Annotated in this window: 14 protein-coding genes and 1 pseudogene; 7 read left to right on the top strand and 8 right to left on the bottom strand. The window is 54.5% G+C overall.

All coding sequences use genetic code 11. The features are described from left to right. Nucleotides 1-2: 2 nt before the first annotated feature. On the bottom strand, nt 3-749 hold the full coding sequence (locus VFA09_01730) for a response regulator transcription factor (GenBank protein ID HZU65971.1): 747 nt from the start codon (nt 747-749) through the stop codon (nt 3-5). Nucleotides 750-1127: 378 nt separating this feature from the next. Here VFA09_01730 and VFA09_01725 point away from each other — a divergent pair, with 378 nt between their 5' ends. Both VFA09_01725 and VFA09_01720 read left to right on the top strand, forming a co-directional pair. After that, nucleotides 1128-2573, top strand: coding sequence for a trypsin-like peptidase domain-containing protein (locus tag VFA09_01725; protein ID HZU65970.1), 1446 nt, complete (start codon nt 1128-1130; stop codon nt 2571-2573). 195 nt (nt 2574-2768) lie between these two features. Then, nucleotides 2769-3800 (top strand): hypothetical protein, encoded by a 1032-nt coding sequence (locus tag VFA09_01720; GenBank protein HZU65969.1) that lies wholly within the window; start codon nt 2769-2771, stop codon nt 3798-3800. A gap of 6 nt (nt 3801-3806) precedes the next feature. Here VFA09_01720 and VFA09_01715 read toward each other — a convergent pair whose 3' ends face one another. From VFA09_01715 to VFA09_01695, 5 genes are all read right to left on the bottom strand, one after another. Continuing rightward, entirely contained in the window at nt 3807-5120 is a 1314-nt protein-coding gene (locus tag VFA09_01715) for an NADH-quinone oxidoreductase subunit H (protein ID HZU65968.1), read from the bottom strand. 194 nt (nt 5121-5314) lie between these two features. Beyond that, on the bottom strand, nt 5315-6124 hold the full coding sequence (locus tag VFA09_01710) for an aldo/keto reductase (protein ID HZU65967.1): 810 nt from the start codon (nt 6122-6124) through the stop codon (nt 5315-5317). Between the two features lie 4 nt (nt 6125-6128). Then, nucleotides 6129-7253 (bottom strand): glycosyltransferase family 9 protein, encoded by a 1125-nt coding sequence (locus VFA09_01705; protein ID HZU65966.1) that lies wholly within the window; start codon nt 7251-7253, stop codon nt 6129-6131. Nucleotides 7254-7255: 2 nt separating this feature from the next. Beyond that, nucleotides 7256-8107, bottom strand: coding sequence for a glycosyltransferase (locus tag VFA09_01700; GenBank protein ID HZU65965.1), 852 nt, complete (start codon nt 8105-8107; stop codon nt 7256-7258). Between the two features lie 94 nt (nt 8108-8201). After that, a complete protein-coding gene (locus tag VFA09_01695) occupies nt 8202-9359 on the bottom strand; it encodes an inositol-3-phosphate synthase (protein ID HZU65964.1) in 1158 nt (385 codons plus the stop codon). A 776-nt stretch (nt 9360-10135) separates the two neighbouring features. Here VFA09_01695 and VFA09_01690 point away from each other — a divergent pair. The 5 genes and pseudogenes from VFA09_01690 (at nt 10136) to VFA09_01670 (ending at nt 15411) form a co-directional block, all read left to right on the top strand. Then, nucleotides 10136-11548 (top strand): alkaline phosphatase family protein, encoded by a 1413-nt coding sequence (locus VFA09_01690; protein HZU65963.1) that lies wholly within the window; start codon nt 10136-10138, stop codon nt 11546-11548. A gap of 115 nt (nt 11549-11663) precedes the next feature. Continuing rightward, a pseudogene (gene cysC / locus VFA09_01685) lies at nt 11664-12266 on the top strand (adenylyl-sulfate kinase). Between the two features lie 68 nt (nt 12267-12334). Beyond that, complete coding sequence (sat, locus tag VFA09_01680; protein ID HZU65962.1) at nt 12335-13501, top strand: sulfate adenylyltransferase; 1167 nt, start codon at nt 12335-12337, stop codon at nt 13499-13501. A gap of 167 nt (nt 13502-13668) precedes the next feature. Then, nucleotides 13669-14784, top strand: a complete 1116-nt coding sequence (locus VFA09_01675) for a hypothetical protein (protein ID HZU65961.1) — start codon at nt 13669-13671, stop codon at nt 14782-14784. 33 nt (nt 14785-14817) lie between these two features. Next, nucleotides 14818-15411, top strand: a complete 594-nt coding sequence (locus VFA09_01670) for an SIS domain-containing protein (GenBank protein ID HZU65960.1) — start codon at nt 14818-14820, stop codon at nt 15409-15411. A 68-nt stretch (nt 15412-15479) separates the two neighbouring features. On the opposite strand, the gene VFA09_01665 is transcribed toward VFA09_01670, so the two are convergent. Further along, a complete protein-coding gene (locus tag VFA09_01665) occupies nt 15480-16193 on the bottom strand; it encodes a phenylalanine--tRNA ligase beta subunit-related protein (GenBank protein ID HZU65959.1) in 714 nt (237 codons plus the stop codon). 11 nt (nt 16194-16204) lie between these two features. After that, complete coding sequence (locus tag VFA09_01660) at nt 16205-17140, bottom strand: NAD-dependent epimerase/dehydratase family protein (protein HZU65958.1); 936 nt, start codon at nt 17138-17140, stop codon at nt 16205-16207. Nucleotides 17141-17166 lie beyond the last annotated feature (26 nt).

Here is a 17166-nt window from a genome sequence, read left to right as displayed (position 1 = left end):
GGCTAGCCCTCAGGCACAAATTTGTAGCCCACCCCCCAGACCGTTTTGATCATATGGGCCGCCTCACTACCGGCTGCTCCCTCTATTTTCTTACGCAAAGTGCCGACATGCACATCGACCGTGCGGCCATCGCCCAGATAGGTGTAGCCCCAGATCTGATCCAGCAATGATTCGCGGGTAAAGACGCGATCCGGTGAGGAGGCAAGGGTTACCAGCAAATCAAATTCCTTGGCCGTCAGCGGCACATCCTGCCCTCTGACCTCGACGCGACGCGCGGGAACATTGATATGCAGGCCGCCGAAATGCAGGTGCTCCCCGGACTCTGCTATCTTGCCTTTATCAGGAGCGGCGGCCCCATTTTCGCTCGCACCGCTCATAGCGGGCACCTGGACGGCCGTCCTGCGCAGGATGGCCTTAACGCGGCTCACTACCTCGCGAGGGCTGAATGGTTTCACCAGGTAATCATCTGCTCCAAGCTCCAGGCCGGCGATGCGATCCTCTTCGCCCTGGCGCGCCGTGAGCATCAGAATAGGGGTATTGGCCCAGGCGCGTATGCGGCGGCAGACTTCCATGCCGTCGAGCGCGGGCAACATCAGGTCGAGGATAACAAGGTCAGGATGTTCGCGCGCGTGCAATTCCAGGCCAGCCACCCCATCGCTTGCGACCAGCACGGTATAATTTGCCTGCTCCAGGTACAGTCGCAGCACCTGGGCGATATTTGCTTCATCTTCGATAATAAGTATTTTCATGTATCTATTCGTTTAAAGATAATTCCTGCCGGGCCATTGACTCTGAAGCTCACCCATCACGCTCATCCACCTTGCCGGTTGTAGCGTTCCCTCTCTATTGGATAGATAAAGGGAAAGGCTCTTGCAGCAGGAGAGCCTGTGACCAACTCTCCATACTGCACATTCTACAGCATACAGCTAAAATATCAAGAAGGCTCTCAGAAATTGTAAAGTTTTTGTAAGACCTGCGCGATGGACGAGTAAGATGTACCCTTACAAAGATTTTACATTTTCCTGTTAGAATTCTCAAAAAGGTGAGATACAGTATACGCAGATGCAATAAATGCGTGTTAAAAACAGTCGTTATCATACTTTTTAAGAAAGTTATGGAGGTTCATTATGATGCGCGATCCATATGAAGATCATGAAGAACCGGTACCCTATTCGGATAATGCGGGCAAGGCAAATAACCCAGGTAATGCGGAGCAAGGACAGGTAGCGGGCGAGCATTCATCCGGCCAGGGACAGGGCTGGACTCCCGATCAGACAGCAGGCTGGCAATCGCCGTCCTGGTATGAATCTACATCGCGACCACCACAGCCACAACAGCCGTCCGGCCAGGTGCCTTCGGGGACGTGGCAAGCCCCAAACAACTACTCGACTCAACCTGGACAAATGCCGGGGCCTGCTATGACGGGGCCCAATAGTCCGCGGCCCAGGCGCTCGGGTGGGGCACGCGCCGGGGCTATCCTGCTCCTGGTAGTTCTGCTGATCCTTATCTTTGGCATTGGCCTGTTTGCTGGCTGGCAATTTGGCAGAACAAGCGCTGCTCCTGGCACCGGAAGCACGGGAACATTGGAACCGGGCGCTACGCCGGCAGCCACCGTCCCGGCGCTTACCGGCAACAATATTGAGGCCGTGCGCGAAGCGGTGATCGCGAAAGTAGAGCCTGCCGTCGTGCAGGTGAATGTCACTACCCCCAATGGTGGCGCGATTGGCTCCGGCGTGATTATCGACCGCCGGGGATATATTGTCACCAATAATCACGTCGTTTCAAGCGCGCAGAGCATTCAGGTCGTTCTCTCCAATGGCAAGAAGCTCACTGCCCAGCTAACCGGCACCGATCCCGCCGATGACCTGGCGATTATTAAAATCAATCCTCCGGCGAATATGGCGGTGGCAACCATTGGCGATTCCTCAAAGTTGCAGGTAGGGCAGGACGTACTCGTGATTGGCAACCCGCTGGGGATTACCGAATCCGTGACCAATGGTATTATCAGCGCCCTTAATCGCACCGTAAGCGAAGGGCAGGGCGGTTCAACCATTCCAAACGCTATTCAAACCGATGCTCCGATCAATCCGGGCAATAGCGGCGGCGCGCTGGTAGATATGCAGGGAAACTTGATCGGTATCCCAACGCTTACACTGGTTGATCCAGAGTTTAACACTCCTGCCAACGGCATTGGATTTGCTATTCCATCCAACCGCGTCAGTTTCATCGCGCCGCAGATTATCGCCACCGGGCATGTGACGCACACCGGTCGGGCAGCTCTCGGTGTAGAGGTGGTAAGCGTCGATCCAACACTGGCCGCCCAGGATAACCTGTCCGTCAATTCAGGTGCGTTGATTGTCAATGTCGTTTCCGGCGGAGCCGCGGCCTCGGCAGGCCTGCAGGCTGGCGATGTGATCGTGGGAATCGATAACACCCAGATAACCGATACCAACACGCTCGGCAGCGTACTTGCCAACCACAATCCCGGCGATACCGTTGCCGTTCACATCTATCGCGGCAGCCAGCAAAAAACCATCAATGTCAAATTAGGCGAACTGCAGCCCGGCAGTTAGTACTAGACGAATTCATTCAACACAACGAGGCCCAGGCGTCGAAATGCCTGGGCCTCGTTATGTTCGAGGCTTATGTATTGACAAATGTCGATCTTGACCGTTTAAGAATAATATGAGATATAGTATTACGGTGTGGCAAAGCATGAACAACAACTGAGTAAACCCGAGAAGAGCAAGCAAGGGGTAAAAATATTTATGAATAGGTGTCAATCTACGTTTAAGGTGGCAAAAGGGCAACTGACCTGGCTGCCAGTACTGCTTATTACCGGGCTATTATTTCTCTCCAGCTGTGCAGGGGTTGGACAGGCATCACCACAGAAACAGGCTATAAAGACTGGTACGCCAGATCCTTCTCCGACGGCGATAACTAATACTGACCCGGCGCTAGCAGACCAGAATGCCGAAGCCGAGCTTGCCTTACAGCGCAAGGCACAGGGTCCCAATGGCTGGATGTGGCGGGTATCGCTGCCCACCAATCGCTTGGTGCTCTATTATGGCAATCCCCTATCTTCGGCTATGGGTCCAATCGGCGCCTATTCAGATGATGATCTAATTGCGCGGCTGCGGCAGCAGGCGCAGGTCTACGCCGACCTCGACCCTACGCATCCCGTCGTAACAGGGCTTGATTACGTATCACCTGTGGCACAGCCGGTACCGATGGCCGATGGCTCCTGGACCTATCGCATGCCTGATGATTCCATCGAACACTATATCGACCTCGCCAACGCCAACCAGTCCCTCTTTTTCTTTGATATGCAAATTGGGCACAGCACGGTTCAGAAGGAAGTCACGAACGTCTGGCCCTATCTTGAGAGGCCTGGAGTTGATTTATCGCTCGACCCCGAATTCGATATGGCTCCCGGCGATATCCCCGGCGTGGAATTTGGCCGTATGTACGCCTCTGAGATCAACTGGGTGATTGACCAGCTCTCCAATCTCGTCGAAACGCAGCACCTGCCGACAAAGATACTGATCATTCACCAGTTCCGCGAATCGATGCTGCCAGACTGGCAGAAAATTCGCATCCAGCCGGGTGTAGAGATTGTCACGAGCGTCGACGGCTTCGGAACTCCCGGTGAAAAAATCGACGATTACCAGATCTTCGATAAGGATCAGTTGATCCAGTACCCCGGCTTCAAACTGTTCTATAATCTGGACAAGCCGTTGATGACGCCACAGGATGTGCTGGCGCTGGACCCTCCACCATTGATGGTGATGTACCAGTAGTTGTCCTCATGCTGTCTCAACATGTTCCGGCAACTGTGCAGCGACTCGCCGCAACGCGGTTGCGTGCATTGCCGGGGCCTGCGCATGCCGCGTCGAGTTCACAGTCGCACGAGCCACCAGCCGGATGAAACCAAAGAGTAACAGCCAGTTAATTGCGCCCACTATCACCAGGAATATCACATTTGATAGCCCCAGACTGCTCACTACAAGGTAGAGGATTGCCGTGAGCACGATGTTACCCAACGTTGCCGGGATAAGGATCAGCCAGGCAAATTGCATCAACTGGTCGGAACGCAACCGGGGCAGCGTGCCGCGCACCCAGATGAATACGCTGCAGAGCAGGTAGACCTTGAGCATGAAGTAGATGAATCCCAGTATATTCCCTAGCAAGACCCATCCGAAGGCCATTCCAGGAGCCGTCAGGTAGCCAACGCCCGGACCGGCCCAGCCGCCCAGGAACAGCGAAGTCGTAATCGCCGAGACAATTGTCATATTGCCATATTCGCCCAGGAAGAAGAGTCCCCAGCGAATGCCGCTATACTCGGTGAGATAGCCGGCAACCAGTTCTGATTCTGCCTCCGGCAAATCAAAAGGTGAGCGGTTCGTCTCAGCCAGTCCGCAGATATAATAGATGAGCAACATCAAAGGCTGCACCAGGATGAACCAGGCCCAGGGCGTATTCCCCTTGAAGAGGAAATCGAAGAATGGTATGCCCTGACCCGGCCACGCGGAAGCATTCTGAAAATTCATGATCTCCCGGATGGAGATGGTGCCGATATTCGCGCTCCCCAGATATCCGGCAGAACCCGCCAGCACGCTCGTCAACATGATTACTCCCACCAGCGCCAGCACCAGTGGCAGTTCATAGGAGATCATTTGCGCAGCGGACCGGAGTCCGCCAATTAGAGAGTACTTGTTATTGGAACCCCAACCGGCCATTACAACGCCGATCACATCAAGTGAACTCATCGCTACCAGGTATACGATGCCGGTTGCCAGCGCTGTCCCAGGGAGGCCGATGAACGGCGAGAAAGGCAGCACGGCGAATGAGGCGATCATAGGAGCAATGAAAACGGATGGAGCAAGTAAGAAGACATACTTATCGGTCTTTGCCGCGTTTACGTCTTCTTTCAGCAGCATCTTACCGACATCGGCAACCAGTTGCATGCTGCCCTGGGGACCTGTGTGCAGCAGTCCAATGCGGTCCTGCATCCATGCCATGATCTTGCGCTCCAGGTAGTTGATGACCATCGCGCTCAGAATAGGCACCAGGAATGCGAAGAGCAGGGTGAGAATAATTTGTATGATGGTTGTAAGCATAGGGCTACCTCCTGTTGGATAGCAACTGCCAGAATATTTTCTTGATCACCCCTATCTATCGAAAATCACAATCCCCTGCTCAGATTATACGATACAGCTATCCTTTTTTAGAATACCCGGAGGCGCCGGGGTTCAAGCCAGGTGTTCCAGTTTTTTACTGCCGGCATAAATGAGAAGTTCTTTACTTTCTCATCTCAATATCCTGCCAGTCGCTGCACATAGGCGCGCTCATCCGGTCCAAACCATGGTGGCTCGCCGGCGGCTGCGTTCTCCTGCATGCGCCCGGCACGGCGAGTGGCGGGAATAGCGACGTGGCAGCGTGGATCGCTTAATACCCATTTCAGCAATACCTGCCCCCAGGTCGTCACGCCGAAGCTTTTCAGTGGTTCCAGGTCGCGCTCCGGGGGGCTGTAGCGCGTCAATTGACCCTCCGCGAATGGCCGCATCACGACGACGCCCAGGCCAAGATCATGCGCAAGCGGCAGAATTTCGCGCTCAACCTCACGCTGCACAGGATTGTAGGGTATTTGTATAGCGGTAATGCGGCCCGTCTGCATTACCTGGCGTAATTCTGGAAACGAGGAACTGCTGTAGTGGGTAGCGCCTATGGCTTTTATCTGACCCGCGTCGCGCAGACGCTCCAGTATAGGCAGATACTCGCGCCAGTTGACAAGATTGTGTACCTGGTAGAGATCGACATGACCACCAAAGACTTTGAGCGCGTATTGTATCTGCCTCTGCCCCTCGCTCGTAGCCTGCGCCCAGACTTTGGTTGCTACAATAGCCTGATCTCGTCGCCCCTGCAACGCGCCGCCAAGTACGCGCTCGGCTTCACCATACATTGGCGAGGAGTCGAAAAAGTTCGCGCTCGCTGCCAGCGCTGTATCCACAATTTTGCGCGCATTGCTCTCGGCCGCTGCTCCACGCACGTCAAAGGTACGCCAGGTGCCCATGCCGACGACAGGCACCCGCAGGCCAGTTTTTCCCAGCGCTCGCTGTTCCATGTTTCTACCTCGATTCTCCCTTCTGTTTCACTGGATATACGTCACGAGTATTTGAATGGTAACATGTACGCGCCATCACCTCTTCCGCGGCCTCCACCACCTGCTGTACCGTGACACCCTCCAGGCATTGATAGCCGATTGGACATTCAGTATAACCGCAAGGACGACAGGGCACCTTATAAACTAAGGGGCGAAAAGGGCCGGGCGATAGCGGCGCGTATGTTTGTGGATCGCCACTACCGAAGATCGTGACCACCGGCGTTTTCAATGCATAGGCAATGTGGGCAGGCCCCGTATCATTCGTTACCAGCACGGCAAGTCGTGAAATGACGGCTCCCAGCTCAGCAAGCGATGTCTTTCCCGCCAGGTTTCGATACGAGCCGGGCAATTCCTGGGCCAGTTTCTCGCCCGCGGGGCAATCTTCTGCCTCGCCAATGATGACAATCGTTCCACCGTACCTGCGCTGCAACTGGAACGCTACGGCGGCGAACCGCTCGTATGCCCAGCGCCGCGTCAAATCGCGCGCACCCATGTGCAGGCCAATCAATGGTTGCGATATTCCTGCCAGCAGTATTTCCGCCGCCATGGCATCCTCTGCCCACAGTGGAAACTCTGTCTCCTCGCCCTGCTCTGGCACGCCGAGAAATGTCATCAACGCCAGTATGCGCCGTATCTCATGGCAGCGCTCAGGAATGGGGAAAGCTGCATCCAATCTGCCGGCGCTATCACCCTGGCGTATAAATCCCGCGGTGGCACGCGCTCCCATCAGCAACATAAATGGATTGGAGTTGACCCCTGACCCTTGCATCTGTATCGCGAGGTCGAATTGCTCCGCCTGCATCTGCTGGAAGAATGAGAGCGTTCGCCGCGCATCAAAAAATTGTTCGGCGATGCCGGGAAAGCCGGGGAAGGCGATGAAGCGATCCAGGTACGGCGAGCGCAAGACCAGGTCGCGCAGCATGGGCAGTGTAATCATGCTGATCTCTGCCTGTGGTAGCGCGGCGCGCAACGCACGGAATGCTGGAGTCGCGCAAATGAAATCGCCGATGCGCGAGGCTCGCAGTAACACGACTTTACGCGGAGATTGGGGAAGGCGTCGCAATAACCCTGGTAACAACGGATTACTCATAGTTATATAGACCCGGCCTCAATACGTCCCGGCGCATAGCGCTTCACCATCTCAGGCAGCAGAGCCAGCGCGTGTCCATCAACCGTGCCCGCGTCGTTCAGCACGGTCGTAGGAACCTGGGTATAATAGGTGCCCGAAGGCATGATGGCGCACCCACCCCAGCGGCGCATCAGCAGGTTTTGCACCAGCACCTCCTCGCCCGAGTGGTAGCGCGGCAGGCGCGGCCAGAACGAGAAGCCGCCCACTTCCCATAGTTTGGCGCGATCATAGAGAATGCACGAGGCAATCCAGGCTACCTTGTACAGTCGAAATTCTCCCGGCGGCAACGATTGACTGGCGTGATAGAGATTGGCGGCGCGATGCAATTGCCAGCGCTCCCACCGGGGCGAATCCGGCTCGACTACTTCCGGCCGCACCGGCCCTTCCCAATACTCAACAATCTGCTGCTCTGGACGCACGTCGTCGCGATGCGATAGTCCGGCAGGAAAGGCTCCTACAAATCCGCACCGTTGCTCTTGCAGCGTTTGTAGCAGGCGCTCCACTACCCACGGTTCCATAAAAACGTCGTCATCGAGGTACAGCACAGCTTCCGCGGTCGCCTGCCGCAAGAGAAAATCGCGCTGTTCGGCAATGCCGTGAATTTGAGGGCGTGTATGCCATGCGATGGAGCCACCGCGCGCTTCAATTACGCGCCGCAGCGTTTGAATAACCTGTTCTTGCTCAACCGGTTGCTCGCTCTGGTCGGCGACGATCACCCTCAGATCGGTAAGCGTTTGCACTGCCACACCGGAGAGGGTCATTACCAGTGATGTGAGGCGATTATATGTCGGCAAGAGGATATCGACGGTCGCCATTCCTATCTCCTTTCCCAATTGGATGCTACACTTTCAGCACGCAAGAAGCACCCGATTGGCGTCAAGAAGATAGGAACTTGCAATCACCTGATTTTTATTGAATCACATCCACCGGAGCATCGGACTTATGGCCATTAGAGAGTTCAATCGCCGGGGTCTCCTGCTTTTTATCTATGCCCTCGCCCCGGATGAAGGCTTCCGTCATTTCGCGCGCCAGGTCGTCGTGATACTGGATGGGCGGAGATTTCATCAGGTAGGCGCTTGGCCCTTCGAGTGTGCCACTGATGCCGCGATCCAGCGCCAGCTTCACCATGCGCACGGCATCGATGACCACACCGGCTGAATTGGGCGAATCCCATACTTCCAGCTTCAGTTCCATATTCAAAGGCACGTCACCGAAAGTGCGTCCCTCCAGGCGAATGTAGGCCCATTTACGGTCAGTCAGCCAGGCTACGTAGTCGGACGGCCCGATATGCACATTGTCGCCTCCCAGCTCATAATCCAGCTGGCTCGTCACGGCATTTGTTTTACTGATCTTCTTGGATTCGAGCCGCTCGCGCTCCAGCATATTATAGAAGTCGGTATTGCCGCCTACGTTGAGCTGCATCGTGCGCTCCAGCTTCACACCACGCTCGCGGAACAGGCGTGCCAGCATGCGATGCACGATGGTCGCGCCCACCTGGCTCTTGATATCATCGCCGATCATCGGCAGATTGGCGGCCTTGAAGCGATCTTGCCAGTACTGCTCGCGCGCAATAAACACGGGGATACAGTTCACAAAACCGACCTTTGCCTGCAAAACCTGCTCAACATACCATTTCGTCGCCGTCTCCGAGCCAACAGGAAGGTAGTTTATCACCACATCCGTGCCGGTATCATTCAGAATTTTGACGATATCAGACGTCTGCTTCGGTGCCCTGGTAATCACCTTCGAGAGGTATTTCCCCAGCCCGTCATGAGTCATACCACGATAGACCTTTGCTCCTAATTTCGGCACGTCTGCAAAACGATACGTATTATTTGGCGGAGCATAAATTGCCTCACTGATATCTTTTCCCACTTTATTTACATCAATATCAAATGCCGCGGAGAATTCGATATCGCTTATATGATAGCCGCCCAGATTCACATGCATGAGGCCGGGCACAAAATCATCAGCCTGCGCTTCACGATAATAATGCACGCCCTGCACCAGCGAACTGGCACAGTTGCCCACTCCGACAATAGCGACGCGCACTTTTTTACTACTCATTCTAATTGTTCCTTTCCTACTAACTGAGTAAAAGTGAAGGACGGCACCAGGCAAAACAAAAAGGGAGCCATCCTGCGTTACACGTAAAGGGTATCACCTGAGATACCCTACCGTTTTGATGTTCCTATCGCACCTACCCCCTCGGCAAGGTCGGCAAGCGTGTCAGGCAGCCGTATCGATAGATGTAGCTGTGTATATCGTACTATATCCCGAGACAGGCTTGACTGCCATAACGGAGCTTACAAAATTCATGTGAATTATCCAACATGAAGCAATCTCGATTCTGGCCGATGATGAATTGTACGAGGCAATACTGATTTTTTGGGTCTACGTCGAAATAAGCACACCGGAAGTGACGTATCTGATTTCCGCAGCACTTTCATGCCAGGAATCAGAATGTGACGAATGTTGCTTTTATTGGTACAAAATAGCCATTTTGGGCGTGACTCTTCCAATCAAGTGCAACATCTGTTACAATCCTTATTGGAGACAATGAAAGATGTGGTTGAGTAAGCATAACGATATATGTAAATTCATAACCACTTCTTCACTGCTTAGTAACACTATTCAAGGGTCGGTAGTGTTATGCTCAGTTCGAAATTGTTGGACCTCTGCAGAGGATGACCACACAGGTGAGGGGGAAATCGGGGGCGCCCACAAGGGTACGCCCTTGCAATGATAACGCCCAACCCTTATGGAGCTATCTAGTGATCATTGTAAGGGCGCCACAAGGTGCGCCCTCCCGGCAATGACCATACTTTGAAAGGCAGATTTGCATGAGTCTCGGCACAAAGCGAAAAAAAGTTCTGGTGATCGGCCTGGATTGCGCCCCACCGGAACTCGTTTTTGAGCAATGGCGCGATGAGTTGCCGAATTTCAAACGGGTGATGGATAACGGTGTCTGGGGTAAGCTCGAAAGCTGCATCCCTGCCATCACCGTTCCCGCGTGGAGTTCGATGATGTCGAGCAAGGATCCGGGCACATTGGGATTCTATGGCTTTCGCAATCGCGGCGACTATTCTTATGAGAAGAATACGCTCGCCAATTCCAACTCGGTTAAGACCGACCGTGTCTGGGATGTGCTTTCACGCGCCGGTAAAAAAGTCATCACCGTCGGTGTGCCACAAACCTATCCTCCCAAGCCGGTCAACGGCATTCAAGTCGGTTGTTTCCTGACGCCGTCTACCACTAATCCCGAACGGCCGTATACGTATCCCGCCTCTGTGATGCAGGAGATCTCGGCCACAGTGGGTGAGTACCTGGTAGATGTCCCGAACTTCCGTACTGAGGATAAGGATTACTTGCTGCGCCAGATCTATACTATGACCGAAAAGCGCTTTAAACTGGTCAAAAAGTGGATTGCGGAAAAGGACTGGGATTTCTTCATGTTTGTGGAGATGGGGACGGATCGCATTCACCATGGCTTATGGAAATATCATGATCCCACGCACCACAAATATGAGGTGCATCCGATCTATAACGAGAGTATCCATAATTATTATCGCTATCTCGACAATGAGATTGGGCAAATCCTGGACCTGATAGATGAGGAAAATACGACCGTTTACATTGTCTCCGATCATGGCGCTAAGAAGATGGATGGTGGCATTTGCGTCAACGAATGGCTCATCCGCGAGGGCTACCTCACACTGAAATCGCAGCCGGCGACCCTTACGGCTATCGACCGGTGTGAAATCGATTGGAGCAAGACGCGTGTCTGGGGAGACGGCGGTTATTACGCTCGTATCTTCCTCAATATCGAAGGGCGCGAACCGCAGGGCATCGTCAAGCCCTCTGAGGTTGAGGCGCTGCGCGACGAACTGAAGGCGAAATTAGAGGCCCTGCCCGACCATACCGGCGCGAATATTGGCACGCGCGTCTTTAAGCCACAGGAAATCTACAAGGCGTGCAACGGCGTGCCACCAGACCTGATCGTCTACTTCGGAGACCTCTTCTGGCGCTCTGTCGGCTCGGTTGGTCATGGTTCAATTTACACCTTCGATAACGATACCGGGCCAGACGATTGCAACCACGCGCAGTTTGGTATCGTGATTAAGCATGACCCTGACGCGCACGAGGGTCCGGGCGGACGCGAACTGTCTGGCCTCCAGCTGATGGACATGGCGCCATCTATTCTGAAGCAACTCGACGTACCGGTCCCTGCCGATATGCAGGGCCAGGTTTTTTAACACAGGCAGGGGCATGGTATACTATGTCCTTGTGCGAGCGAAAATGAAATATCGTAGGGGCCGATTCATCGCGCCCACCGCCGATTGATCGGCTTTGTAAGTAGAGGAGAATAACACATACATGGCAAATACCGGTTTTACCATCTGGTTCACAGGGCTTTCTGGATCAGGCAAAAGCACCCTTTCTGATGTCATCGAGAAGCGCCTGCGCGAGCGCGGTCGCAACGTTGAAGTGTTGGACGGCGATATTGTGCGCACGCACCTGAGCAAGGGCCTTGGCTTTAGCCGCGAGGATCGCGATACCAATATCAAACGCATCGCTTTCGTTTGTAGTCTGCTGACGCGCAATGGCGTGATTTGTATTTCCGCCGCCATCGCTCCCTATCGCGAGGCACGCGAATGGGCGCGTAAAGAAATCGGCAATTTTGTCGAAGTGTATGTCAAATGCCCCATCGAGGTTTGCCGCCAGCGCGACGTAAAAGGCCTGTACAAGCTGGTCGACGAAGGCAAGATCAAGGGCTTTACCGGCGTTGATGATCCTTACGAGGAGCCGGAGAACCCCGAGTTGATCGTCGAAACCGATAAGGAAACCGTTGAAGAGAGCGTTACGCGCATCTTTGCCAAGCTGGAAGAACTGGGCTATCTGGAACCGGAAGAGATGCCCGAAGAGGATGCCAAAGTCGTCACCGACCGCCTGGCGGCCCTGGGCTACCTGTAAATTGTAGAGACCAGATTAGAGAGTTTGACAGGGTTATCACACTTCACTAGAAAAAAGGTGTTAAACGTATGATAAATGGATTGATCGCTCCTCACGGAGGAGAACTGGTAGTGAACATGGCAGGCGAGCAGGAACGCGCCGAATTGCAGGAGCGCGCAAGAAGCCTGCCGCGCATAGAAGTAGGCTCGCGCCAGCTGGCCGACCTGGAAATGCTGGCCAACGGCGCTTACAGCCCCCTCGGCGGCTTTATGAACCGCGCTGATTACCTGGGCGTCGTCAACGACATGCACCTGGGCAATGGCCTGCCATGGTCGGTGCCGATCACGCTTGCTACCAGTACGGAGCAGGCAGCTTCGCTCAAAGAAGGCTCACAGGTAGCGCTGGTCAATGCAGAAGGAACCCTACAGGCCGTCATGACCATTCAGGAGAAATTTGGTTATGATAAGGAGCACGAGGCCAGCAAGGTCTATCGCACGACCGAAGACGCGCATCCCGGCGTAAAAGTCCTTTACCAGCAGGGCGATGTGCTGCTGGGCGGGCCGGTACGGGTTGTGGCGTTGCAAAACCAGGCTTTTGCCAAATATCGTTTCACGCCCACGCAGTCGCGCCAGATCTTTGCCGAGCGTGGCTGGAAGCGTGTTGTAGGCTTCCAGACGCGCAATCCTGTTCATCGCGCGCATGAATATATCCAGAAGTGCGCGCTTGAGACCGTCGACGGCCTGTACCTGCATCCGCTGGTAGGAGATACCAAGGGCGACGATATTCCCGCCGATGTGCGCATGCGCTGCTATGAAGTGCTGCTGGAGAACTATTATCCGGCGAACCGCGTCGTCCTGGGCGTCCTTCCCGCCGCCATGCGCTATGCAGGGCCGCGAGAAGCCGTCTTCCATGCATTGATGCGTAAGAACTATGGATGCTCGCATTTCATCGTTGGGCGCGACCATGCCGGTGTGGGCAACTACTACGGCACCTATGACGCTCACCACATCTTTTCAGAATTCGACCCGGCGAAGCTTGGCATTACACCGATGTTCTTCGACCACACCTTCTTCTGCCGCGCCTGCGATTCGATGGCCTCGGCAAAGACCTGCCCGCACGGTAATGATCAACATGTCACGTTGAGCGGCACAAAGGTGCGCCAGATGTTGCAGGCAGGAGAGATTCCACCGCGCGAATTTTCACGCCCAGAGGTCGCAAAAGTACTAATTGAAGCTATGCGCCAACCTGTAGCGTAATATATGGATAGGAATGCGATTTCTTCCATTCCCGTTCAGAGAACAATACGAGATTTCTTCCAGGGCGACCGCAAGTTGTCCTGGAAGAAATATTTCCGTTCTGGGCAAAGGACAGGCACAAGGCGCTGTCCCTGGAGACTGTGGCATCTGTGTAGGAGAACGAATGTATGCTAATTGCTAGAGCCCCGATGCGCATCAGTTTTGGTGGAGGTGGGACCGACCTCGAAGCATATTACGCTAAATATGGCGGTATAGTTGTAAGCACTGCTATTAATAAATATTTCTATGCCATTATTACTACCGATGAATCCGATGATCTCCAGGTTATCTCTGCTGATTACCGCTCACTGTTTCGCCACTCACCCTATAATGATCTCTTCTGGAATGGTGATCTTGCTCTTCCCAAGGCTATTCTGCATCATTTCGGTATTCGCCGCGGTATCAATCTCTTTGTTGCTAGCGAGGTGCCTCCCGGCACCGGATTAGGCTCATCGAGCGCCGCCGCCGTGACCATGGTGCGCGCGATCTCTACCCTGCTCGAGCAACCGATGACCAAACAGCAGGTGGCGGAACTCGCCTCCTATATCGAGATTTCGAAGATGGGTATGCCGATCGGCAAGCAGGATCAATACGCTTCAGCCTTTGGTGGCCTGAATAAAATCACTTTCACCAGTAGCGGCGTTACAGTCGAACCAATCAAGATTGCGCGCGATGTTCAGCAGACGCTCGAGAGGCGTCTGATGCTGTTCTTTACAGGCAGTTCGCGCGAATCGACCTCGATTTTGAAGCACCAGCGCAAATCCACGGAAGAACGCGATGACGCTGTGCTGCAGGCGCTGCACAACATTAAGCAGGTGGCAATCGATGTGCAGGCATGCCTGGAGCGGGGCGATCTGGACGAGTTCGCGCGACTGCTGCACTATTCGTGGCAGGAGAAGCGGCGTCTAGCACCAGGCCTGTCAACGGGCTTCATCGACGAATGCTACGCGATGGCGCTGGAGCATGGCGCGGCAGCAGGTAAGATCACCGGCGCCGGAGGCGGGGGCTTCTTGATGCTCTATTGCCCCGAAGAACACCAGGATACGGTGACGACTGTGCTGGAGAACCGCGGATTGAAGCGCATGAATTTCCGCTTCGATCATCAGGGGGCCTCGGTTATACTCAATGTTGCCAGCTTCAGCCCGCACTGGGTTGAACCCTATACAGAGCCAAAACTGACGAAACTGGAAGATTCTCAAGTGCCTGACGAGCAATCGCCGCAGCTGCAAACGCGCCGGCCTTGATTTCCTAGTAAATTGTTAAGGGGGAAGTAATCTTTGGAAACCGTTAAGCAGTACTTCAATGAACTCGAGCAGATGATGCGAGCAATATCGCTACCCCATCTTGAGCAGGTCTTCCTGTTGCTGGAGGAGGCATATTATAACGGGCACCGCATTTTTATTATGGGCAATGGCGGCAGCGCGGCTACAGCCTCACACTTCGCGCTTGATCTCTCGAAGAACACGATTACAGCCGGTGCCCCACGTCTCAAAGCCATTTCCTTAACCGATCACGTGCCATTGATTACCGCCTGGAGCAACGATACGGCATACGAACATATCTTTGCCGAGCAGCTGGCGAACATGATCGAAGCTGGTGATATCGCGCTCGGTATCAGTGCCAGCGGCAACTCGCCGAATGTGATTAACGCTATGCAGCTGGCGAGACGCACGGGTGCCGCAACCATCGGCCTGCTGGGCGCAAAAGGTGGCAAGCTGAAGGATATCGTCGACGCCTATGTACTTGCCCCCGGCCAGAACATCGAGCAGGAAGAGGACGCGCACATGATTCTCACCCATGTGATTACGCGACATATGCGCGAAGTGGTGCGCGCCTATGCGCAGACGCTGGCGCTGGCAGGAACGAATTGAGTTTTCTCTTAACAGTAGGGCACACTCTTTTTTGCAAAGTAGTGAGGAGTGCGAGAAGCTGACATACATTACAGAGCATCCGAAATCAGCGGATTCTCTCTATCCAGTATCCCTGCTTTAAACCTCCCGCCCGCGTACTCTTCCAGCAGCGCCAGCAGATCATGCAGCGCGGCCTCAACATCCCGGCGCCCGTTCGAGTGATGCGCCTCGACTGTAATGATCGCGGCGGTCGTATCTTCCTGGGCCGCGCTTTGATCGCTCTGCCGCCAGCACCAGCGGCGCGCGATTACCAGCCCGGTTTCATCCGAGAATACAACCTCGCCCGGCTCTGGATGGTCTACTTCGCTCTCACCCAACGTTGTATAACGTTCGGAGCCGCCGGCAAAATGAACTGTCACCGCTCCCTGTAAGGCCCGCGTATCGAAGACTGCCACCGGCAAGGCGTAGCGAATGCTGACCAGGTTTCCAAGATCGACCAGCAAATTGATGCTCGGAATATCGCCTTTTTTGGTCAAACGGCGCAGCAATGATTCGGCAGCGCTTCGATACTGTGTCGGGTCTACGCCGAAGCCGCGAAAGGCGCTTCGCCACGCCGCCAGCGCGGGAAGTTGGCTCAAAGGTGTGTCGCCGAGACGATTCAGCACGGCTTGCTGTTCAGCTTGAAATGCGGCCAGCAAGCCTGGCGGCGTTGGACCATTGGTCATGCCCGATGCCAGGATAACGCCGCCCACGACACCGGGATAACGAGCCAGTAGTTCAGTAGCATAGCGGAAGGTCGTCATTTTCCAGCTGCTCAAAAGTCCGGGTGTTCGCGGAAGAAATCAACGGTGCGCTCGATGCCCTGCTCTATCGATACTTCAGGCTGCCAGCCAAGGATGCGCGCGGCCTTGCTGCAATCGAAATGGGCCAGGTAGATATCGCCGGGACGCTTGGGAGCGCGCACGATCTCCGGTTCGTAATGCGTGATCTGCACCAGGATGCGATAGATCTCGTTAACGGAAGTGCCGTGGCCGGTGGCAACGCAGAAGATATCGTTATCGCCGTGGTCGATTGCCAGCAGGTTGGCGTGGGCTACATCTTCGACGTAGACATAATCTTTCTGCTGTTCGCCGTCCCAGTCAATGCGCACCGGCTCATGCTTGAGGAAGCGTTTGGCAAAGATCGCTATTACACCGGCTTCTCCATTGGGGTCCTGGCGCGGGCCATAGACATTTCCGTAGCGCAGCGCAGTATAGTTGAGACCGTAGGCATCTTGCCAGTAACGCAGGTAGTGTTCCGTTACCATCTTGGTGATGCCATAGGGCGACTCGGGGCGTTGCGGCGTTTCCTCATTGATGGGTAGATGCGTAGGGGTGCCATAGGTGGCGCCGGATGAGGCGAAGATGATCTTGCGCGTTCCGACACGCGCGCAGTTCGTGAGGACGTTGAGTAAACCAAGGACGTTGACACGCGCATCGAGTTGAGGATATTTCGTAGAGATCGATACGCTATGCTGCGCGGCCTGGTGGCAGACAATCTCTGGGCGCACCTCATCGAAGATGGATTGCAGGCGGGCTTCGTCGGTAATATCAGCCTGGAAGAATCGGGCTTCAGGATTGATATTGACCTTTTTGCCTCCCCCTTCGTGCCACAGATTATCGACAATACTGACCTCGTGACCGGCTGCTATATATTGATCAACAATGTGCGAGCCAATAAAACCGGCTCCACCTGTAACGAGAATTCTCATCAGGAATGTATCCTTTCACCACATTT

This window comes from Ktedonobacteraceae bacterium (genome assembly GCA_035653615.1).
Classification (GTDB): domain Bacteria; phylum Chloroflexota; class Ktedonobacteria; order Ktedonobacterales; family Ktedonobacteraceae; genus DASRBN01.
Note: the sequence above shows the minus strand (reverse complement) of the source record. Positions and strands in the feature narration are given on the sequence as shown.

Bases quoted from the DNA above. Each gene is read 5' to 3' on its own strand.
- VFA09_01675 (HZU65961.1), top strand. From the start codon at position 13,669: ATGCTAATTGCTAGAGCCCCGATGCGCATCAGTTTTGGTGGAGGTGGG.
- VFA09_01660 (HZU65958.1), bottom strand. From the start codon at position 17,140: ATGAGAATTCTCGTTACAGGTGGAGCCGGTTTTATTGGCTCGCACATT.
- VFA09_01710 (HZU65967.1), bottom strand. From the start codon at position 6,124: ATGGAACAGCGAGCGCTGGGAAAAACTGGCCTGCGGGTGCCTGTCGTC.
- VFA09_01690 (HZU65963.1), top strand. From the start codon at position 10,136: ATGAGTCTCGGCACAAAGCGAAAAAAAGTTCTGGTGATCGGCCTGGAT.
- VFA09_01695 (HZU65964.1), bottom strand. From the start codon at position 9,359: ATGAGTAGTAAAAAAGTGCGCGTCGCTATTGTCGGAGTGGGCAACTGT.
- VFA09_01715 (HZU65968.1), bottom strand. From the start codon at position 5,120: ATGCTTACAACCATCATACAAATTATTCTCACCCTGCTCTTCGCATTC.
- VFA09_01665 (HZU65959.1), bottom strand. From the start codon at position 16,193: ATGACGACCTTCCGCTATGCTACTGAACTACTGGCTCGTTATCCCGGT.
- VFA09_01705 (HZU65966.1), bottom strand. From the start codon at position 7,253: ATGAGTAATCCGTTGTTACCAGGGTTATTGCGACGCCTTCCCCAATCT.
- VFA09_01720 (HZU65969.1), top strand. From the start codon at position 2,769: ATGAATAGGTGTCAATCTACGTTTAAGGTGGCAAAAGGGCAACTGACC.
- VFA09_01730 (HZU65971.1), bottom strand. From the start codon at position 749: ATGAAAATACTTATTATCGAAGATGAAGCAAATATCGCCCAGGTGCTG.
- VFA09_01725 (HZU65970.1), top strand. From the start codon at position 1,128: ATGATGCGCGATCCATATGAAGATCATGAAGAACCGGTACCCTATTCG.
- sat (HZU65962.1), top strand. From the start codon at position 12,335: ATGATAAATGGATTGATCGCTCCTCACGGAGGAGAACTGGTAGTGAAC.
- VFA09_01700 (HZU65965.1), bottom strand. From the start codon at position 8,107: ATGGCGACCGTCGATATCCTCTTGCCGACATATAATCGCCTCACATCA.